The organism is Streptomyces sp. NPDC001156 (assembly GCF_053598275.1).
The window spans coordinates 1-17468 of record NZ_JBSFJX010000173.1 but is presented as its reverse complement, the minus strand read 5'-3'; the positions used below and the strand labels follow the sequence as shown (position 1 = coordinate 17468).

At 71.5% G+C, this 17468-nt stretch carries 15 protein-coding genes; 3 read left to right on the top strand and 12 right to left on the bottom strand.

Features of this window, described 5'->3' with window-relative positions; genetic code table 11:
• Nucleotides 1-161 precede the first annotated feature (161 nt).
• From ACWDA7_RS40580 to ACWDA7_RS40560, 5 genes are all read right to left on the bottom strand, one after another.
• Nucleotides 162-1121 (bottom strand): ABC transporter substrate-binding protein, encoded by a 960-nt coding sequence (locus ACWDA7_RS40580; RefSeq protein ID WP_450611538.1) that lies wholly within the window; start codon nucleotides 1119-1121, stop codon nucleotides 162-164.
• Nucleotide 1122: 1 nt separating this feature from the next.
• The gene (locus ACWDA7_RS40575; RefSeq protein WP_450611536.1) at nucleotides 1123-3063 is read right to left on the bottom strand and encodes an ABC transporter permease; all 1941 of its coding nucleotides are present in this window, start codon (nucleotides 3061-3063) and stop codon (nucleotides 1123-1125) included.
• Nucleotides 3063-4151, bottom strand: coding sequence for a quaternary amine ABC transporter ATP-binding protein (locus ACWDA7_RS40570; RefSeq protein WP_450611534.1), 1089 nt, complete (start codon nucleotides 4149-4151; stop codon nucleotides 3063-3065). The genes ACWDA7_RS40575 and ACWDA7_RS40570 overlap by 1 nt, the downstream gene beginning before the upstream one ends.
• Entirely contained in the window at nucleotides 4151-5677 is a 1527-nt protein-coding gene (locus ACWDA7_RS40565; RefSeq protein WP_450611532.1) for a GMC family oxidoreductase, read from the bottom strand. The genes ACWDA7_RS40570 and ACWDA7_RS40565 overlap by 1 nt, the downstream gene beginning before the upstream one ends.
• Nucleotides 5678-5759: 82 nt before the next feature.
• Nucleotides 5760-7280 (bottom strand): aldehyde dehydrogenase family protein, encoded by a 1521-nt coding sequence (locus ACWDA7_RS40560; RefSeq protein ID WP_450611530.1) that lies wholly within the window; start codon nucleotides 7278-7280, stop codon nucleotides 5760-5762.
• 192 nt (nucleotides 7281-7472) lie between these two features.
• Between ACWDA7_RS40560 and ACWDA7_RS40555 the strand changes: the two genes are divergently transcribed.
• Entirely contained in the window at nucleotides 7473-8246 is a 774-nt protein-coding gene (locus ACWDA7_RS40555; protein ID WP_450611528.1) for a hypothetical protein, read from the top strand.
• Nucleotides 8247-8352: 106 nt separating this feature from the next.
• Here ACWDA7_RS40555 and ACWDA7_RS40550 read toward each other — a convergent pair whose 3' ends face one another.
• From ACWDA7_RS40550 to ACWDA7_RS40540, 3 genes are read right to left on the bottom strand one after another with little or no spacing between them, the layout of a single operon-like run.
• On the bottom strand, nucleotides 8353-9459 hold the full coding sequence (locus ACWDA7_RS40550) for a hypothetical protein (protein WP_450611526.1): 1107 nt from the start codon (nucleotides 9457-9459) through the stop codon (nucleotides 8353-8355).
• 10 nt (nucleotides 9460-9469) lie between these two features.
• Entirely contained in the window at nucleotides 9470-9823 is a 354-nt protein-coding gene (locus tag ACWDA7_RS40545) for a hypothetical protein (RefSeq protein ID WP_450611524.1), read from the bottom strand.
• Nucleotides 9810-11573 (bottom strand): hypothetical protein, encoded by a 1764-nt coding sequence (locus ACWDA7_RS40540; RefSeq protein ID WP_450611522.1) that lies wholly within the window; start codon nucleotides 11571-11573, stop codon nucleotides 9810-9812. The genes ACWDA7_RS40545 and ACWDA7_RS40540 overlap by 14 nt, the downstream gene beginning before the upstream one ends.
• Before the next feature lie 192 nt (nucleotides 11574-11765).
• On the opposite strand from ACWDA7_RS40540, the gene ACWDA7_RS40535 reads away from it, so the two are divergent.
• A complete protein-coding gene (locus tag ACWDA7_RS40535) occupies nucleotides 11766-12665 on the top strand; it encodes a GNAT family N-acetyltransferase (protein ID WP_450611520.1) in 900 nt (299 codons plus the stop codon).
• A gap of 100 nt (nucleotides 12666-12765) precedes the next feature.
• Here the strand turns inward: ACWDA7_RS40535 and ACWDA7_RS40530 are convergent, their stop codons facing one another.
• From ACWDA7_RS40530 to ACWDA7_RS40515, 4 genes are all read right to left on the bottom strand, one after another.
• The gene (locus tag ACWDA7_RS40530) at nucleotides 12766-13755 is read right to left on the bottom strand and encodes a malate dehydrogenase (protein WP_450611518.1); all 990 of its coding nucleotides are present in this window, start codon (nucleotides 13753-13755) and stop codon (nucleotides 12766-12768) included.
• Between the two features lie 516 nt (nucleotides 13756-14271).
• Nucleotides 14272-14745, bottom strand: a complete 474-nt coding sequence (locus tag ACWDA7_RS40525) for a helix-turn-helix domain-containing protein (protein ID WP_450611516.1) — start codon at nucleotides 14743-14745, stop codon at nucleotides 14272-14274.
• A 476-nt stretch (nucleotides 14746-15221) separates the two neighbouring features.
• The gene (locus ACWDA7_RS40520) at nucleotides 15222-15722 is read right to left on the bottom strand and encodes a DUF3017 domain-containing protein (RefSeq protein ID WP_450611515.1); all 501 of its coding nucleotides are present in this window, start codon (nucleotides 15720-15722) and stop codon (nucleotides 15222-15224) included.
• Nucleotides 15712-16566, bottom strand: a complete 855-nt coding sequence (locus ACWDA7_RS40515; protein WP_450611513.1) for a bifunctional methylenetetrahydrofolate dehydrogenase/methenyltetrahydrofolate cyclohydrolase — start codon at nucleotides 16564-16566, stop codon at nucleotides 15712-15714. Before ACWDA7_RS40515 ends, ACWDA7_RS40520 begins: the two co-directional genes overlap by 11 nt.
• 263 nt (nucleotides 16567-16829) lie before the next feature.
• Between ACWDA7_RS40515 and ACWDA7_RS40510 the strand changes: the two genes are divergently transcribed.
• Complete coding sequence (locus ACWDA7_RS40510; protein WP_450611511.1) at nucleotides 16830-17378, top strand: hypothetical protein; 549 nt, start codon at nucleotides 16830-16832, stop codon at nucleotides 17376-17378.
• Nucleotides 17379-17468: the final 90 nt, after the last annotated feature.

The following is a 17468-nucleotide window of genomic DNA, read 5'->3' as shown; positions in this document are numbered from 1 at the left end:
ACCACCGACCGGTACCGGCCCACCCCGAATGAGACCCGACCCGCGCGCGAGCGGCACAAGGCCCACGTCGGAACAGCCGCCCCAGCAGGGAACGCCCCACCCACAGGCGTGGCACTCCCGAACAGGAACTGGTCGGACGGCATCCCATTACGGGATGACTCTTAGTGGGACAGCCACGCCTTCCATGTGGAGGAGTGGCCGTCCACCCATTCCTTGGCCGCCTGCTCCGGGGTCTGCTTCCGGTCGGCGATCATCAATGCGACCTCGTTCTGGTCCTCGGTCGTCCAGTTGAACTTCTTCAGGAAGTCGGCCGCCTTGCCGCCGCTCCCGGCGAAGTCCGCGTTCAGGTACTTCTGCAGCGGCGTGTGCGGATAGGCGCAGGCGACCTTCGCCGCGTCCGCGTCGCAGCCCTCCTTGTACGGCGGCAGCTTCACCTCGGTCATCGGGACCTTCTTGAACAGCCACTGCGGCGCGTACCAGTACGTCAGGAAGGGCTTCTTCTCCTTGGCGAACTGCCTGATCTGCGTGATCTGCGCCGCCTCCGAGCCCGCGAAGATCACCTGGTAGTCCAGCTTCAGGTTCTTCACCAGCGCCTTGTCGTTGGTGACATAGGACGGCGAGCCGTCCATCAGCTGGCCCTTGCCGCCGCTCTCCGCGGTGCGGAAGAGGCTCGCGTACTTGTCGAGGTTCTTCCAGTCGGTGATGTCCGGGTGCTGCTCGGCGAGGTAGGTCGGGACGTACCAGCCGATGTGGCCGGTGACCCCGAGGCCGCCGCCGTGCACGATCGTCTTCTTGTCCTCGACGTACCGCTTCTCCTGGTCGGGGTGGCCCCAGTCCTCCAGGATCGCGTCGACCCGGCCCTGGCTGAGGGCGTCCCAGGCGGGGATCTCGTCGACCTGGACGGTGTCCACGCGGTAGCCGAGCTCATGCTCGAGGAGGTACTGGGCCACGGCGACGTTCGCCTGCGCGCCCACCCACGACTGCACGGACAGGGTCACCGTCTTCGAGCCGCGCGCAGCCGCGAACGGCGAGGCCTGCTTGGTCATGTCGGCGGCACCGCAGCCGGTGGTCAGCGTCAGCACGGCCAGGGCCGTGGTGATCGTCGTACGAGTACGGGGCATCTCACGCTCCCTTCTTCGCGCGGCGCTCGGTGGGCTGCGTCACCCGGTCGAGCGTCAGGCCGAGGCAGACGATCGCGGCACCGGCCACCAGGCCGGTCGCCAGGTCTCCTTGGGCGAGGCCGAAGACGACGTCGTAGCCGAGCGCGCCGCCGCCGACCAGACCGCCGATGATGACGACGGCGAGGACCAGGACGACGCCCTGGTTGACGGCGAGCAGCAGGGCCGGGCGGGCCAGCGGGAGTTGCACCTGGCGCAGTTGCTGGACGCTCGACGCGCCGAGCGAGCGCGCCGACTCCAGGGCTGCCTGGTCGACCTGGCGCAGGCCCTGGGTGGTGATGCGGGCGACGGCCGGGAGGGCGTAGACGATCGCCGCGACGGCGGCGGGCGCGCGGCCGACGCCGAACAGCGCGACCACCGGGATCAGGTAGACGAACTGCGGCATCGTCTGGAAGACGTCGAGCACCGGGCGCAGCAGCCGTTCGAACCGGTCGCTGCGTACCGCGGCGATCCCGGTCGCGAGCCCGAGGACCAGGGTGACGGCGACGGCCGCGAGCACCTGCGACAGCGTGTCCAGGGACGGCTTCCACACGCCGAGCACGCCGGTCGCCGACATCGCGAGGACGGCGGTGAGCGCGGTGCGCCAGGTGCCGATCAGCCAGGCCAGCGCGGCGACCACGAGCAGCACCGACCACCAGGGCAGCCACTGCAATCCGGTGCGCAGCGGGTCCAGGATCCAGGTGGTGTAGTGGCCCGCCCAGTCGGCGGTGCCGCCCACGTAGGGGACGCCCGAGTACAGGTGCGCGGTCATCCAGTCGACGGCACGGTTGACCGGCTCGGCGATGCGCACGGTCCAGGACAGCGGCCAGTCCAGGAGACCCGTCAGGCGCGCGGCGACGGCCACGGCCACGGTGGCCGCGGCGGCGTACACCCAGCCCGCCCGGCCGGTGGACGGCAGGCCCTCGCCCGCCGCGCCGGTGACGCGGTCGAGGACGACCGCGAGCAGCACGATCGGGATGCCGGCGGCGAGCGCGGCACCCACGTCCACCGAGGCCAGCGCCTGGTAGACGCGGTCTCCGAGGCCGCCGGCGCCGATCACGGAGGCGATGACGGCCATGGACAGCGCCATCATGATCGTCTGGTTGAGGCCGAGGAGCAGCTCCTTGCGGGCCAGCGGGAGGCGGGCGGTGAGCAGACGCTGGCGCGCGGTGGCACTGAGCGAGTCGACCGCTTCGAGGACCTCCTTGTCGGCGCCCCGCAGACCCAGCGCGGTGAGCCGGGCCATCGGCGGGGCCGCGTAGACGACGGTGGCGAGGACGGCGGCCGGAACACCGATGCCGAAGACGAGGACGACGGGCAGCAGATACGCGAACGCCGGGAGCACCTGCATGGTGTCGAGTACGGGGCGCAGGGCGCGGAAGGTGCGGTCGGACAGGCCCGCGGCGAGACCGAGCAGCGCTCCGAGCACGACGGACACGAGCACCGCGATCACCATGAGGGCGAGCGTCTGCATGGTGGGTACCCACATGCCGAGCAGACCGCAGGCAAGGAGGGCGGTCGCCGTGCCGAGTGCCAGGCGCGCACCCGCGACGCGCCACGCGAGCAGCGCCCCGGCCGCCGTCACGCCCGCCCAGCCCGCTGCGAGCAGGACGAGGTAGACGGCGCGCACGGACAGCACGACGGCGTTGCTGACATAGCCGAAGAAGTAGAGGAAGAGGGGGTGGCTGTCCCGGTTGTCGATGATCCAGTCGCTGGCGCCGGTCAGCGGCTTGGACAGGTCGACCGTGAGCGCGTGCGGCCAGTTGCCGCTCGCCCAGTGGGCGTCGGCGAGGGGGACGAGGACCGCCGCGGCGACGGCCAGCACCAGGAGCTTGCCGAGGGCGCGGTGCTGGAGGAGACCGGAGCGCGAAAGACGGGGAGTGACGGGTGCGGTGAGAGTCGCCATCACACTGCCTCCTTGCCGTGCTCTGTCCCGGCCACGACGTCGAGCAGCCGCTCGTGGTCGACCACGCCGAGGCAGCGGCCGCCGTCCATGACCCGGGCCGGGGAACCCGTACGGGCCACCGCCTCGATCGCCTCGGAGACCGTGGCGTCCGGGGACACCGCGGGACCCCCTTCGGTCTCCATGGGGGACGCGGTGCGCATGGCCGAGCGGACCGTGATGACCTGCTCGCGGGGGACGTCCCGGACGAACTCGCGGACGTAGTCGTCGGCGGGGGCGCCCACGATCTCCTCCGGAGTGCCCAGCTGCACGATCCGGCCGTCACGCATCAGGGCGATGCGGTCGCCGAGCTTGAGCGCCTCGCTCAGGTCGTGCGTGATGAAGACCATCGTGCGGCCCTCCTCACGGTGCAGCCGGACCACCTCCTCCTGCATGTCGCGCCGGATCAGCGGGTCGAGGGCGCTGAACGGCTCGTCGAACAGGAGTACTTCGGGGTCGACCGCGAGCGCGCGGGCCAGGCCGACGCGCTGCCGCTGGCCGCCCGAGAGCTGAGCGGGGCGCCGCTGCTCCATGCCCTCCAGGCCCACCTTGGTCACGAAGTCGGCGGCCCGCTTCCGACGTTCGGCCTTTCCGAGGCCCTGGATCTCGAGGCCGTAGGCCACGTTGTCGAGGACCGTGCGGTGCGGCAGCAGTCCGAAGTGCTGGAAGACCATCGCCGCGCGGTGCCGGCGCAGTTCGCGCAGCCGGGTGCGGTCCATGGCGCGGACGTCCTCGCCGTCGATGGTGATGGTGCCGGCGGTCGGTTCGATCAGCCGGGTCAGACAGCGCACGAGGGTGGACTTGCCGGAGCCCGACAGGCCCATCACGACGAACACCTCGCCCTTGCGGACGTCGAAGCTCACATCGCGCACCGCGGCCGTGCAGTCGGTGCGCTCACGCAGCGCGGCGGGGTCCAGCGTGCCGAGTTCCGGGTCGGCGGGGACGCGGTCCGCCTTGGGGCCGAAGACCTTCCACAGGTTCTCGACCCGGAAGACGGGGCTCTGCGCCCCGGCGTCGGTGGGCGGCTTGCGGGTGGGGACGGTGGCGACCATCAGGCCTCGCCTCCGATCAGCTCGGCGGCCTTCTCCCCGACCATGAGCACCCCGATCATCGGGTTCACGGCGGGGATGGTCGGGAAGACGGATGCGTCGGCGATCCGGATGCCGTCGAGGCCGCGGATCCGCAGCTCCGGGTCGACGACGGCCAGTTCGTCGGTCTCGGCGCCCATACGGCAGGTGCCCGCCGGGTGGTACACGGTGTGCGCGACCTTGCGCGCGTACGCGCTCAGCTCCTCGTCGCCCGTGACGTCCGGGCCGGGGCAGACCTCCCGTTTGAGCCAGCCGGCCAGGGGCTCGGCCTTCGCGATCTCACGGGCGATCTTGATGCCGTCCACGAGGGTGCGGCCGTCGTGGTCGTCCTCGTCGGTGAAGTACCGGAAGTCCAGCGCGGGCTTCTCGTCCGGGTCGGCGCTCTTCAGCCAGAGACGGCCGCGGCTCCTCGGTTTGGGGATGTTCGGCGTCATCGAGACACCGAACTGCGGCCGCTCGTAGCCCAGTCGCTCCGGATTGTCCGTGAACGGGATCTGGTAGAAGTGGAACATCAGGTCGGGGGCCGCGCTGCCGGGATCACGGCGCACGAAGAGGCCCGCGTCGCTGTCCATCGCGGAGTTCTCCGGAATCGGGCCGTGCGTCTCCCACACGATCACCGACTCGGGGTGGTCGAGCAGGTTCTCACCGACACCCGGCAGATCCTGCACGACGGGTATGCCGAGCTTTTCCAGATCCTCCTTCGGGCCGATGCCGGAGTGCAGCAGCAGTCGGAGCGAGTCGACGGCACCGGCGCACAGCACGACCTCGCGCCGGGCCCGTACGAGGATCTCCTCGCCGTCCTTGGTGCGCACATGCACGCCCCGCGCGCGCGTGCCCTCCAACTCCAGCCGGTACGCCCAGGTCTCCAGCAGGATCGTCAGGTTGGGGCGCTCGTCCATCACCGGGTGCAGATACGCCACCGACGCGCTGGAGCGCTTGTTGTCCTCGGGGTGGTAGGCGAGGTCGAAGAAGCCGACGCCCTCGGTGAACGGCTTCTTGTTGAAGCCCTCGACGCGCGGGACGCCGAGCGCCGTCTGCGCCGCGTCGACGAAGTCGCGGGCGATCGCGTTCCGGTCCTTCTCGTCGACGGGGACGATGTTGTTCTGGAGCCGCGCGTAGTAGGCCTCCATCGGGACGGCGCCCCAGCCCTGGGCGCCGGCCGCCTCCCACTCGTCCCAGTCGGACGGCAGCGGCTTGAACGCGATCAGCGTGTTGTGCGAGGAGCAGCCGCCGAGCACCCGGGCGCGGCTGTGCCGGATGTGCGAGTTGCCGCGCGGCTGCTCGGTGGTGGGGTAGTCGTAGTCGAGTTCGCCGCCGAGCAGGCCCATCCAGCGGCGCAGGGTGAGGACGTCGTCGCGGCCGACGTCGCTCGGGCCGCCCTCGATGACGGCGACGGTGACGTCCGGGTCCTCGGTGAGGCGGGAGGCGATGACGGAGCCCGCCGTGCCGCCGCCGATGACGACGTAGTCGTAGGTGTGCTGCTCGGACATGGGGTGCTGCTCCTCGATGGGGGTTGGAGGAAGGTGCTGCGCGCGCCGGGGGAGACCCGGGTGGGGGACGGGGGACGGGAGGTCAGCCGGCGAACCAGCGGACCGGGCGCGGCGCGAGGTTCTGGTAGACGTGCTTGGCCTCGCGGTACTCGGCGAGGCCAGCGGGGCCGAGTTCGCGGCCGACGCCGCTCTTGCCGAAGCCGCCCCACTCCGCCTGCGGGAGATAGGGGTGGAAGTCGTTGATCCAGACCGTGCCGTGGCGCAGCCGGCCGGCGACACGGCGGGCGCGGCCCGGGTCGGCGGTCCAGACGGCGCCGGCGAGGCCGTACTCGGTGTCGTTGGCGAGCATGACCGCCTCGTCTTCCGTACGGAAGGTCTCCACGGTCAGAACGGGCCCGAAGACCTCCTCCCGTACGACCTTCATCTCCCGGTGGCACTGGTCCAGCACGGTCGGCTCGTAGAAGTAGCCGGTCGCCGGCCTGGTCCCGGACGGCTCGGGGCGCCTGCCGCCGCAGCGCAGCACCGCGCCCTCGGCGAGCGCGGAGGCCACGTACGCCTCCGTCTTGGCGCGCTGCTCCGCGGAGACCAGCGGGCCGCACTCGACGTCCTTCTCGGTACCGCGGCCGAGGCGGATCCGGCTTGCCCGGCGGGCGAGCTCGGCGACGAAGCGCTCGCGGGCGGACTCCTCGACGATGAGCCGGGAGCCCGCCGAACAGACCTGACCGCTGTGGATGAAGGCGGCATTGAGGGCCTGGTCGACGGCGGTGTCGAAGCCGTCGTCGGTCGCGCAGGCGTCGGCGAAGACGACGTTGGGGTTCTTGCCGCCGAGTTCGAGGGCGACCTTCTTGACGCCCACCGCGGCGGCCTGCGCGACCTTCGTACCGCTGACGAGTCCGCCGGTGAAGGAGACGAGATCCACGTCCGGGTGCTCGGCGAGCCGGGCGCCGACCGAGTGGCCGGGTCCGGTGACAAGGCCCGCCACACCGGTGGGCAGTCCGGCTTCGATGAGCAGTTCGATCAGCGCGATCGTGGTCATCGGGGTGATCTCGCTCGGCTTCACGACGAAGGTGTTGCCGGCGGCGAGGGCCGGAGCGATCTTCCAGCTGGCCTGGAGGAGCGGGTAGTTCCAGGGAGTGATCAGGGCGCAGACACCGACGGGCTCGTAGCAGACGACGCTGTGCACATCGGGCGAGCCGGCGTCGACGACCCGGCCGGCGCTCTCGGCGGCGACGAGGTCGGCGAAGTAGCGGAAGGCGTCGGCGACGCAGTCGATGTCGACCCGGCCCTCTTCGACCGTCTTGCCCGCGTCCCGGCTCTCCAGGAGACCGAGCTCTTCGCGATCGCGTACGAGCAGATCGGCAACGCGACGCAGGAGCACGGCACGCTCGGCGGCGGGAGTGCGCGGCCAGGGACCTTCGTCGAAGGCGTGGCGGGCGGCTGCGACGGCTGCGTCGACGTCACTTTCGTCACCCTCCGCAACCACGGCGAAGGGCCCGGCGTCCGCGGGGTCGATGATCTCGCGCGTCGCTCCGGAGAGCGCCACGCGCCACTCGCCGGCCACGTGAACCGTCTGTTCTGCCTGCCGCGCCTGCTGTCCGGCCATGATTCGGTACTGCCTTCCGTTCCTGTTCCGCACCCCTGAGTCACACAGGTGTGACTCCCGGAGGCCGGGGCACCTGCCCCCACGCCACACGTGCATGCGCACTCCGTGTCCGAAAGTGCGCCGCGTCACTGAGAATGCGGTCGAAAAGGGTGAAAAGTACGCTGCCGATCAGGCACTCATGGAGGTGACGCGATGTCCACACCCCGTGGCTTCACCATTGCGAGCTGCGCGGCGACAGCGGCCGCGGCAGCGGGTCTGATGCTCTGCACCGGTACGGCCGGCGCCTCGTCGGACGACACCGGCGGCAACCAGGACCCGCAGCGACTGCTCGCACAGGCACAGGAGGGGCTGCGGACGGCGACATCGGTGCGCCTCGCCTACCTCGACCGGAGCACGACGGCGACGACGAGTACTCGCCTGCCGACGTCGATGCAGCTCGCGATCGACCGGAGCGGAAACTGCGCGGGCACCCTGACCCTGGGCGGGCACGGCGGCTCCGTCGAGATCATCAAGCGGGGCACCGAGGTGTGGCTCAAGCCGGACCAGACGTTCTGGAAGGCCGAGCTCCCCGGCCAGCGGGGCGTCACCGCGAGCGAGGAGTTCATGGGCCGCTACATCCACGGTTCGACGTCCGACTCGCTGCTGAGCGGCGTGGCGAACGCCTGCGACCTCGAGTCCCTGCAGAAGGCCGCCATGGTCTCCGCGCCCTCGTCCCTGACGGAGGGGCTCGCGACGACCCTGGACGGCACCCGGGTGGTCCCGCTGTCCTTCAAGGTGAACGGCCTGACGTCCACGCTGTACATCACGACGGGCAAGGATCACCGCCTGTACCGCGCGGCGCAGAAGGGCCCGGACACGGACCTGTCCCTCACCTTCACGGACTACAACAAGCCGGTCCTGACGAAGGCGCCGCCGGCCAGCGAGTCGGTGGAGATCTCGCAGGTCCAGGGCCTGCCGACCGCCTGAATCCCGTCAGCCGGGACAGGGAACGGCCACGAGCTCACCCGGATGGCCGTTCCCTGCTGCCCGCCGGGCTCGATTCACCCGTCCGGAGCAGTGCGCACCGAACCCGTCAGTCGCCGGATGCGTCGCAGGTGGCGCCGGGCGGGCAGAACCAGGCCAGGGCCGTGGTGAGCAGCTTCAGTTCGTCGTCGCGGCCGTCCGCGTCGGGACCGTACACGGCGATGGCGTAGATCTTGCCGTCCACGGCGACGAACCGCTCGTCGAAGACGTGCCAGGTGCCCACGTCGGGTTCGCCCCTGATGGTGTCGGCCAGGTACTCCAGTCGCGACCCGGTGAACTCGCCGTCGTCGAGCTGCTCGAGGGCCAGCTCCCGGAAGCCGGCGGGCTTCGCGGTGTCCGGGGACAGGTACAGCTGGAAGGACGCGTCCGGGGACGGCTCCGCCACCTGATACACCTGCAGCCGGTGCCTGCGGTCGGGGCTGCGGTAGTTGACCACCGGTATGCCGTACGAGGACTTCACCGTGGAACGCTTCCAGTCCTCGGGGAGGGCGATCCGGAAACCCTCGCCGTCGGCGTAGGACCGGTAGCCGGCCGGGAGTGCGCTCGGCGAGGCGGACGGCGACAGCGACGCGTCGGTGGGCGAGGGCGGTGCGGGGGTGTCCGAGTGCTGCGTGGGCACGGTGGACATGGACGGGCTCGCGGCGGCGCCCCGGTCGTTCTTGCCGTCGTTCCCGGAGTCGACCACCAGCGTCAGCACCAGGCTCACGACGACTCCGACCGCCGCCGCCCCGGCCACCACGGACCACACGAGCCGGCGGCTCGGGCCGCCCGGTGCGGCGGGCGCCGACGGCTGGGGCAACGTCTCGGGGGTGGGCCAGGCGCTGTTGTCGGCCGGCCACGGCGGGAACGGCGAAGCGCCGCCGTCCCCGGCCCACCACTGCGGGGCCTGCGCCCCGCCCTCGGTCACCTGGGTGGGCCACCAGGCGGCGTCCGCGGTGGAGGCGCCCGGGTCCGCCGCCGGCCCTCCGCCTGCTCCCCCGGGGCCGGGCGCATCCGGCGCCGGCGTTCCCGCGCCGCCCGCTCCCCCGGACCCCGCATCCGGCGCATGCTGCGGGCGCGCCGGTGGCGGTGGGGTCGCCGGAGCCGGGTTGCCCGCGGCGTCGCCGTCCTCCCAGCGCTGGGTGTCCTCGTTCCAGTACCGGCCGCCCCCGCTCATCGTCTTCCTCTCACATTCCGAGCAGGCCGGCCACGGCCCCGGCGGACGCGAGCACGCTCAGGAGGGCCTGCGAGTCGCTGAGCAGCTCGCGCAGCCGCTCCCGGCGCGACGGGGCCGCCTGGCCGGTACGGGTGATCTCGTCCTCTGTCAGGGCGAGTGCCGCGTCGAGCGCGGCCGTCTGCTCGCTGCCGCGCACCCGCGCCAGATCGGCACGCAACTCGCGCACTGCCTTCAGCAGTTCCTCGGCGGCCTCGTCGCGCTGCCCGGCCGTGCCCTGGTGGCTCACGGCCTGCGCGTGGCTGCCGATGGCGAAGGTGCTGTGCGAGACGTCGCCGATGCTGACGTTCGGCTCATCCGTGGCCATCGGTGTCGGATCCCTTCTGCGGTGTGGGGCCGTTGGTCGTGGCGGAGGCTCGGGCGTGCTCGCCGACCGCGAAGGTGCTGCCCTCCACCCGGCCGATGTGCACGCCGCCGTTGCTGATGTTCACGATCTTCTGCACGAACTCGCCGGTCTCGTAGCCGGATTCGGCGAGCGCCGCCCGCACCCCGTGCGCGATGCGGTCCTGCACGGCCTTCAGGTAGCGGTCGACGTCCATGTCCTGGAAGAGCGACCGGTCGGGCGCCGAGCCCAGCTCCCGCACCGACAGAGCGGGACCGTCGGGCAGCGCGCCCGCGTAGCCACCGGTCAGCATCCGCCACCCGTACACCAGGGCCCTGCCGAGCGTGATCAGGGCCCGGGCCGGGGAGCCCGGCACCCGGGCGAGGGACCACGCGGCCTGGCCGAGCAGGTTGTTGTGGCGGAAGCGGTGCGCCGTCCGGTCGGCGTCCTTGAAGTCCTCGCGCACCGGGGTCAGCACATGCGGGGCGATCTCCAGCATGAGCATGCGCCCCTGGGTGTGGATGCGCACGAACACGGTGACGACCAGCTCCTCCTCCCATCCACCGACCCGGATGCGCAGGAAGTGCCGCCGCTTCTCGCCGCCCTCCTCGACCGCCCGCGCCCGGTGCTCCTCGAACGCCTGCGGGTGGTACGGCGCGTCCTCACGGCGCAGCAGCCCCTCCGCGGGCAGGAACACGCACTCGTCGATCTCCAGCCAGCGCAGCCGGTCGCGGACCCCGGGGCCGGCGTACTCGGCGGGCACGCGCAGCCGGTCGAGCAGGGGGCGCACCTTCTCCAGGACGGCCCGGTTGCTGAGCGGCTGCTGCTTCTTCAGCGGGTCGGGTGCGAGCTCCACGGCGAGGACCCAGGTGTCGTAGGCCCAGCCGGCGCCGCAGAACGGCCGTGCCTCGTGGTACATGATCAACGGGGCGTGCTGTTCGAGCCGGATGCGCTGACGCATCCGCTCGAACCGCGGTCCCGGTGCCTGCTCCGCGGGGTCGCCGGCGGCGTCGGCGAAGCGCTGCGAGGACAATTCGGCGGCCATGACGCGGGCGAACTGACGGCGCTGCTGAGCGAGGCACACCGCGATGAGCGCGAGGACGCCGAGGGCGAACCACGCCTGCCAAGGCTTGCCCGAGCCGCTGCTGCCCGGCAGCAGCAGGTCGGACACGCTCGGCGCGTCGGAGGAGTTCAGTCCGTAGGGGTCCAGGGAGCCGGCGGAGGACGACCGGTACGGCGAGGCGTCGTCGGAGCCGCCGAACGCCAGCATGATCGTGAGGACGAGGAACCCCGCGACCGCGAGACGGCCACACCAGCGCAGGATGAAGGCCGTCACCCGCCGGTACAGGGGCGGCTCCGCGGCCCGGCCCCTGATCCAGGACGCGATCGTCAGCATCAGGCTGGGCCCCAGGAAGAAGACCAGCAGACCGCCGGAGAGCGCCGAGCCCACCAGCCACAGACCGATGATCGCCCCGGCCCACGCCAGCTCCTGGCGCCGGGCCCGCAGCGCGTGCGCGAGCACCCGTGCCGCGTCGTAGCCGAGCGAGGGCGCCGCGATCCGCTCTTCGTTGAGGTGCAGTTCCTCGATGACCCGGTCCCGGTAGCCGGGATCCAGATACGCACCCGCGCACAGCAGCCGGGTGGCCTCGCTGGCGTGCGGTGGCTTCTGCGCCGGCGCCGATGGCGGACCGGCCTGTGTCGGCTGTGGTTGCTGCGGCACGTAGGCGGTGCTCACGCCACTCCCCCGATGATGGAACCGGGCCCCAAGAGACCTGGATCACAAGCAACTTGACAAATCATCAGCATAGGGGGACGTCCAGGCCCGGGAAAGCGGGATGTTCACGATCGTGACGCGCCGGCCGCGCTCCGTACGCGGCGGACCTTCCCCATGGACTCCGACCATTCCTTTGACTAAAGTCAAAGAAATATGGAGTCAGTGTCGAGCGAGGACATCACGGCCCTCCGGCGGTTCAACCGCTACTTCACCCGCCGGATCGGGGCCCTGGACGACCGCTACCTCGGGCAGGACCGGCCGCTGGGCCAGGCGCGACTGCTGTACGAGATCGGGGACGGGGTCTCCCTGCGCGAGCTGCGCGGCCGGCTCGGTCTCGACGCCGGGTATCTGAGCCGGATGGCACGGACGCTTCAGGCGCAGGGACTCGTACGGACGAGCGTGCACCCCGACGACAGCCGGTTGCGGCTGGCGGAACTGACCCCGGCCGGGCACGTCGAGGTGAAGGAACAGAACCGCCGTGCCAACGCCCTCGCGGAGAGTCTGCTCGGCGGTCTCAGCGAGGCTCAGCGGGGCGAGCTGAGCGCCGCGCTCGGCACCGCGCGGCGGCTGCTGCGCCTCGCCGCCATCACGATCGAACGCGTCGACGGAGCCTCCCGGGACGCCCTGGCCTGCCTCGACGCCTACGCCGCCGACATCGACGCCCGCTTCCCCGAGGGCTTCGATCCCGCCGCTCTGGTACGTCCCGAAGAGGTGTCCGGCACCGCGGGTGCCTTCCTGGTCGCCTACGAGGAGGGGCGGCCCGTCGGGTGCGGGGCGCTGCGGACCCTGGAGCCCGGTGTCGGTGAGATCCGGCATGTGTGGGTGCATCCCGATGCCCGGCGGCTCGGTCTGGCCCGGCGCCTCCTCGACGGCCTCGAACACCAGGCCGTCGAGCGCGGCCTCGGCGTCGTACGCCTGGACACCCACGCCGCTCTGACGGAGGCCCAGGCGATGTACCGGGCCTGCGGGTACACGGAGATCCCGCGCTACGACGAGAACATGTACGCGGCCCACTGGTTCGAGAAGCGGCTGACGGATCCCGGTCCGCACTGACCACCGCGCCCTCGGGTCCCGTGCGCCCGCCCGGACGGGGCAGGCCCCGTCCGGGCGATACCGGAACGGGGCCTGCGGGGACGGATGGTCCGTCGAACGATCAGATGAGGCCGAGGGAGCGGACCGCCTCGCGCTCCTCCTCCAGCTCCTTGACCGACGCGTCGATGCGGGCGCGGGAGAACTCGTTGATCTCCAGGCCCTGGACGATCTCGTACTTGCCGTCCTTCGTGGTGACCGGGAAGGAGGAGATGAGGCCCTCCGGGACACCGTAGGAGCCGTCCGACGGGATGGCCATCGAGGTCCAGTTGCCCTCGGCGGTGCCGTTGACCCAGGTGTGGATGTGGTCGATGGCGGCGTTGGCGGCGGAGGCGGCCGACGAGGCACCGCGGGCCTCGATGATCGCGGCACCGCGCTTGGCGACGGTCGGGATGAAGTCCTCGGCGAGCCACTTCTCGTCGTTCACGACCTCGGCGGCGTTCTTGCCGGCGACCGTCGCGTGGAAGACGTCCGGGTACTGGGTGGCGGAGTGGTTGCCCCAGATCGTCAGGCGCTGGATCTCGGAGACCGGGACACCCGTCTTCTTCGACAGCTGGGTCAGCGCGCGGTTGTGGTCGAGGCGGGTCATCGCGGTGAAGCGCTCGGCCGGCACGTCCGGGGCGGCGGCCTGGGCGATCAGCGCGTTGGTGTTCGCCGGGTTGCCGACGACGAGCACCTTGACGTCGTCCGCGGCGTGGTCGTTGATGGCCTTGCCCTGCGGCTTGAAGATGCCGCCGTTGGCCTCGAGGAGGTCACCGCGCTCCATGCCCTTGGTGCGGGGGCGCGCACCCACGAGGAGGGCGACGTTGGCGCCGTCGAAGGCGACGTTCGGGTCGTCGCTGATCTCGATGCCCTGCAGGAGCGGGAACGCGCAGTCGTCGAGCTCCATGGCCGTGCCCTCGGCGGCCTTCAGCGCCGGGGTGATCTCCAGGAGGCGCAGCTTGACCGGCACGTCCGCGCCGAGCAGCTGGCCGGAGGCGATGCGGAAGAGCAGTGCGTAGCCGATCTGGCCGGCCGCGCCGGTGACGGTGACGTTCACGGGAGTGCGGGTCATGGCGTTCTCCGTTTGACAGCTGGCGGTAGGGCTTCGTCGCCCGGGGTGCGGGATCCGGCCGCCGGCTCGTGACCGGCGCCCCGCCACGATGATCGATCACGGGTACAGACGATCGATATCTTGGCGTCAAGAGAGATCCAGCCGTCAGGCTATCGCGCATCCGGGATCCCGGATGCGCGGGCCCCTGTGGCCCGCCCCACAACAGAACGGACGGCGGCCGCCCGTCCGGGAGAGGGGGGACTCGAGGCGGCCGCCGTGTGGGGGTGTCCTGCCGGGGGGTCTCTCGGCCTCCCGGACTGCCGGACTCCCGTGGGGGTACGGTGCGCCTGCCCCGCAGCGCGTGGGTCATGCGTGCTGTGCGGGGATTGTTTTCGGCGAGCGGCGTGCGACATCTGCCCGCGCGCCCCGTGCGGCGTGTCGCCGGCCGTCGCGGGTTCGTCGGCCGCCGGGGAACTCGTCAACACATCGACACCACGGGGACGCAGCGGTGGCCTCGAAGGGCACAGGCGGATCGGGTCAGCCGAACGTCACGGCACCCGCGAGGGCGACGACGAGCAGCGCGAGCAGGGCGACGAGCGCGGCCAGCAGAAGACGGCGCTCGGCGGACCGGGGTCGGGTCTCCTGCTCCGGCCGCTCCCACCAGGGCACCGTCGGATCGTCCTCGTACTCCCCCGGCGACGGGCCGTCCGCCAGGGCGGGCGCCGGAGCCGGCGTACGGGGCCAGGCGTGCACGGCCAGCTCCCATCGCACCCCGAAGCGCTCCGCGTCCTCGTCCACCAGCCCTGCCACCCGGCACAGCGCCGCGACCGCCTGACGGGGCGGTGGCTGGGTGGCGTTGAGGTAGCGCTGCCAGGAGGACTTGCTGTACGCGGTACGCGCGCCGAGGGCGACGAGGCTGAGCCCGGTGCGGTCCTTCAGGAGCCTCAATTGCTCCACGAAGTGGCGCACCTCCGGTGGAAGATCGCCCGGCAGGGGCTGCCACGCACCCATCGCTCACCCCTCCGCGTTCCCCGGCCCAAGAGCCTGTCTCCGTCCGATTGACGGCTTCAGGGGGCGCACCGGTTCCGTTGCGGGGCGCCGACACCGTAGCGGAACGGTCACTTCCGTGCCACAGCGGACTGCTGGGCGTTGAACAACTCGCGCACGTACATGAGGGTATTTCCCGGGCGGTCCGGACCGCCCGGGCGCCCGGCCTCCCACGGGGGAGAGGCCGGGCGCACGCGCCTTTTCTCCGCCGCCGGAGGAGCCGGCCCGAGCGGAGTACCGCCTCGCGCAGGGCGAGCAGCCGTGCCGGATCCGCCTCGGCCGCCTCGGCCGGCGACCGCAGGGCCGAACGCGGCGGGATCTGGCGGCCGTTGAGGCAGCGCTGCCATGACGACTTCGACGGGGATCACCTACGACGACGACGGGCCGTCCCCCCCCCGAAGGGGGACGGCCCGCCGATGTGCCGGTCCGTGGACGCGCGGTCAGGTGCGGACCGTGAAGTGCAGGGTGTCGTCCAGGAAAGGTATCTCCAGCCACGGTTTCGGCTGAGCCATCAGGGCGAGCAGCACGATGGCGAGGCCCAGCACGCCATAGGTGACCAGGTCCGTGAAGCGGGAACGCACCGCGAGCATGCCCACGTCGGGCAGCAACCAGCGCATAGCGGCACCGCCCAGCAGTGCGACCCCGATCAGGATGGTGCCGACGCGGAACATGTCCAGCGCGGTCAGCAGCAGCCCGAGGCCGACGACCGACAGTACGGCCAGGATCGGCCACTGACGGGCCGGCGCGGGCGCGTCACGGCGCGCGGCCCTGCCGCCGCCCTCGGGTCGCGCGGTGTCCCGGGTGACCCGGGGGAACCGCCGGGTCACCCGCCGCGGCGTGCCGTCGGCGTCCGGGGCGCTGACGGCGTCCGTCACCACGGGCTCGGTGCCGTCCGCCCGCTGCTCTTCACTGGTGCCCTCAGGCCTTTCTTCAGCCGACACTGCGCTCCGCCGCCTCGACCACGTTGACGAGCAGCTGGGCACGGGTCATCGGGCCCACACCGCCCGGGTTCGGGGAAATCCAGCCGGCCACCTCGGCCACGTCCGGGTGGACGTCACCGACGATCTTGCCCTCGGCGCTACGCGAGACGCCGACGTCGAGGACGGCGGCCCCCGGCTTCACGTCCTCGGCCCGGATCAGGTGCGCCGAGCCCGCCGCGGCGACGATGATGTCCGCCCGCCTGAGGTGGGCCGAGAGGTCGCGGGTGCCGGTGTGGCACTGGGTGACCGTGGCGTTCTCGCTGCGCCGCGTCAGCAGCAGCGGCATCGGCCGCCCGATCGTCACGCCCCGGCCCACCACCACTACCTCGGCGCCCTTGATCTCCACGCCGTAGCGGCGCAGCAGGGTGAGCACACCGTTCGGGGTGCAGGGCAGCGGCGCCGGCTCGTTCAGGACCAGACGGCCGAGGTTCATCGGGTGCAGGCCGTCCGCGTCCTTCTCCGGGTCCATCAGTTCCAGGATCCGGTTCTCGTCGATGCCCTTGGGCAGCGGCAGCTGGACGATGTAGCCGGTGCAGGCCGGGTCCTCGTTCAGCTCGCGGACGAGCGCCTCGATCTCCTCCTGCGTCGCCGTCGCGGGCAGTTCGCGCTGGATCGAGGCGATGCCGACCTCGGCGCAGTCGCGGTGCTTGCCCGCCACGTACTTGCGGCTGCCGGGGTCGTCCCCGACCAGGATCGTGCCGAGTCCGGGCGTGACGCCCTTCTCCTTCAGCGCCGCCACACGGGCGGTCAGCTCGGACTTGATCTCGGCTGCGGTGGCCTTGCCATCGAGAATCTGGGCGGTCATGGGTCCCATCCTCGCGGATGACCCGCTCCCGGTTCCAATCCGGGCACCACCGTGCCGTCCCTGTCCGCTTCGACCCATGATCAGCGAGGTTGCACTTGCACAACACCTTCGAAATGCCGCTGGACAAGACATGGGCGCTTTACAACGATGACAGCACGGTGCAGCGGGCAGTATCCGGGGGGACGGACCGCATCTGCAGGACTCTCCTCCGAACCGTGCCGCGCGCGTCCCCGCACTTGAGGCAGACGGAGGAAAGACCGCTCATGAGTTTCGGAGACTCGAACAACCCGTACGGCGCGCCCCAGGGCCAGCAGCCCGGCTACGGCTATCCGCAGGCGCCCCCGGTGCCGCAGGGCGGGTACGGTCAGCAGCCCTTCCCGACGACCATGCCCGGCACCGTCAGCGCGGCCCGCGCACTGTTGTGGGTCATCGTCGGCCTGCAGGTCGTCGGTGTGGTCCTGTTCGCGATCGGCGCGGCCGGCGTCCACGCCGCCAAGAACGACGCCAAGCTCAAGGACAACGCGAACTTCCAGCAGCTCGCCGACTACTCCTCCGGCATGCTCTGGGCCGTCGCGGCCTTCGCCGTGGCCTGGGCGGTGTTCGCGATCGTGCTGGCCGTGAAGTTCAACAGCGGCGGCAACGGGGTCCGCATCACGACCCTCGTCTTCGCGATCATCACCGCGATCCTCGGCATCTACCCCTTCATCATCGTGGGCCTGCTGCACACGGTGCTCGCCATCCTGATCGCCGTGTTCGTCGGCAACTCCGCCGGCTCCGCCTGGTTCAACCGCCCGCGGCAGCCTGCCTACTGACCGCGCCGGGCGACGCATACGCCCGCCGACACGCCACGGGGGCACCTACGACATCAGCGGCTACGGCGGCTTCACCCACGACTTCGCGGC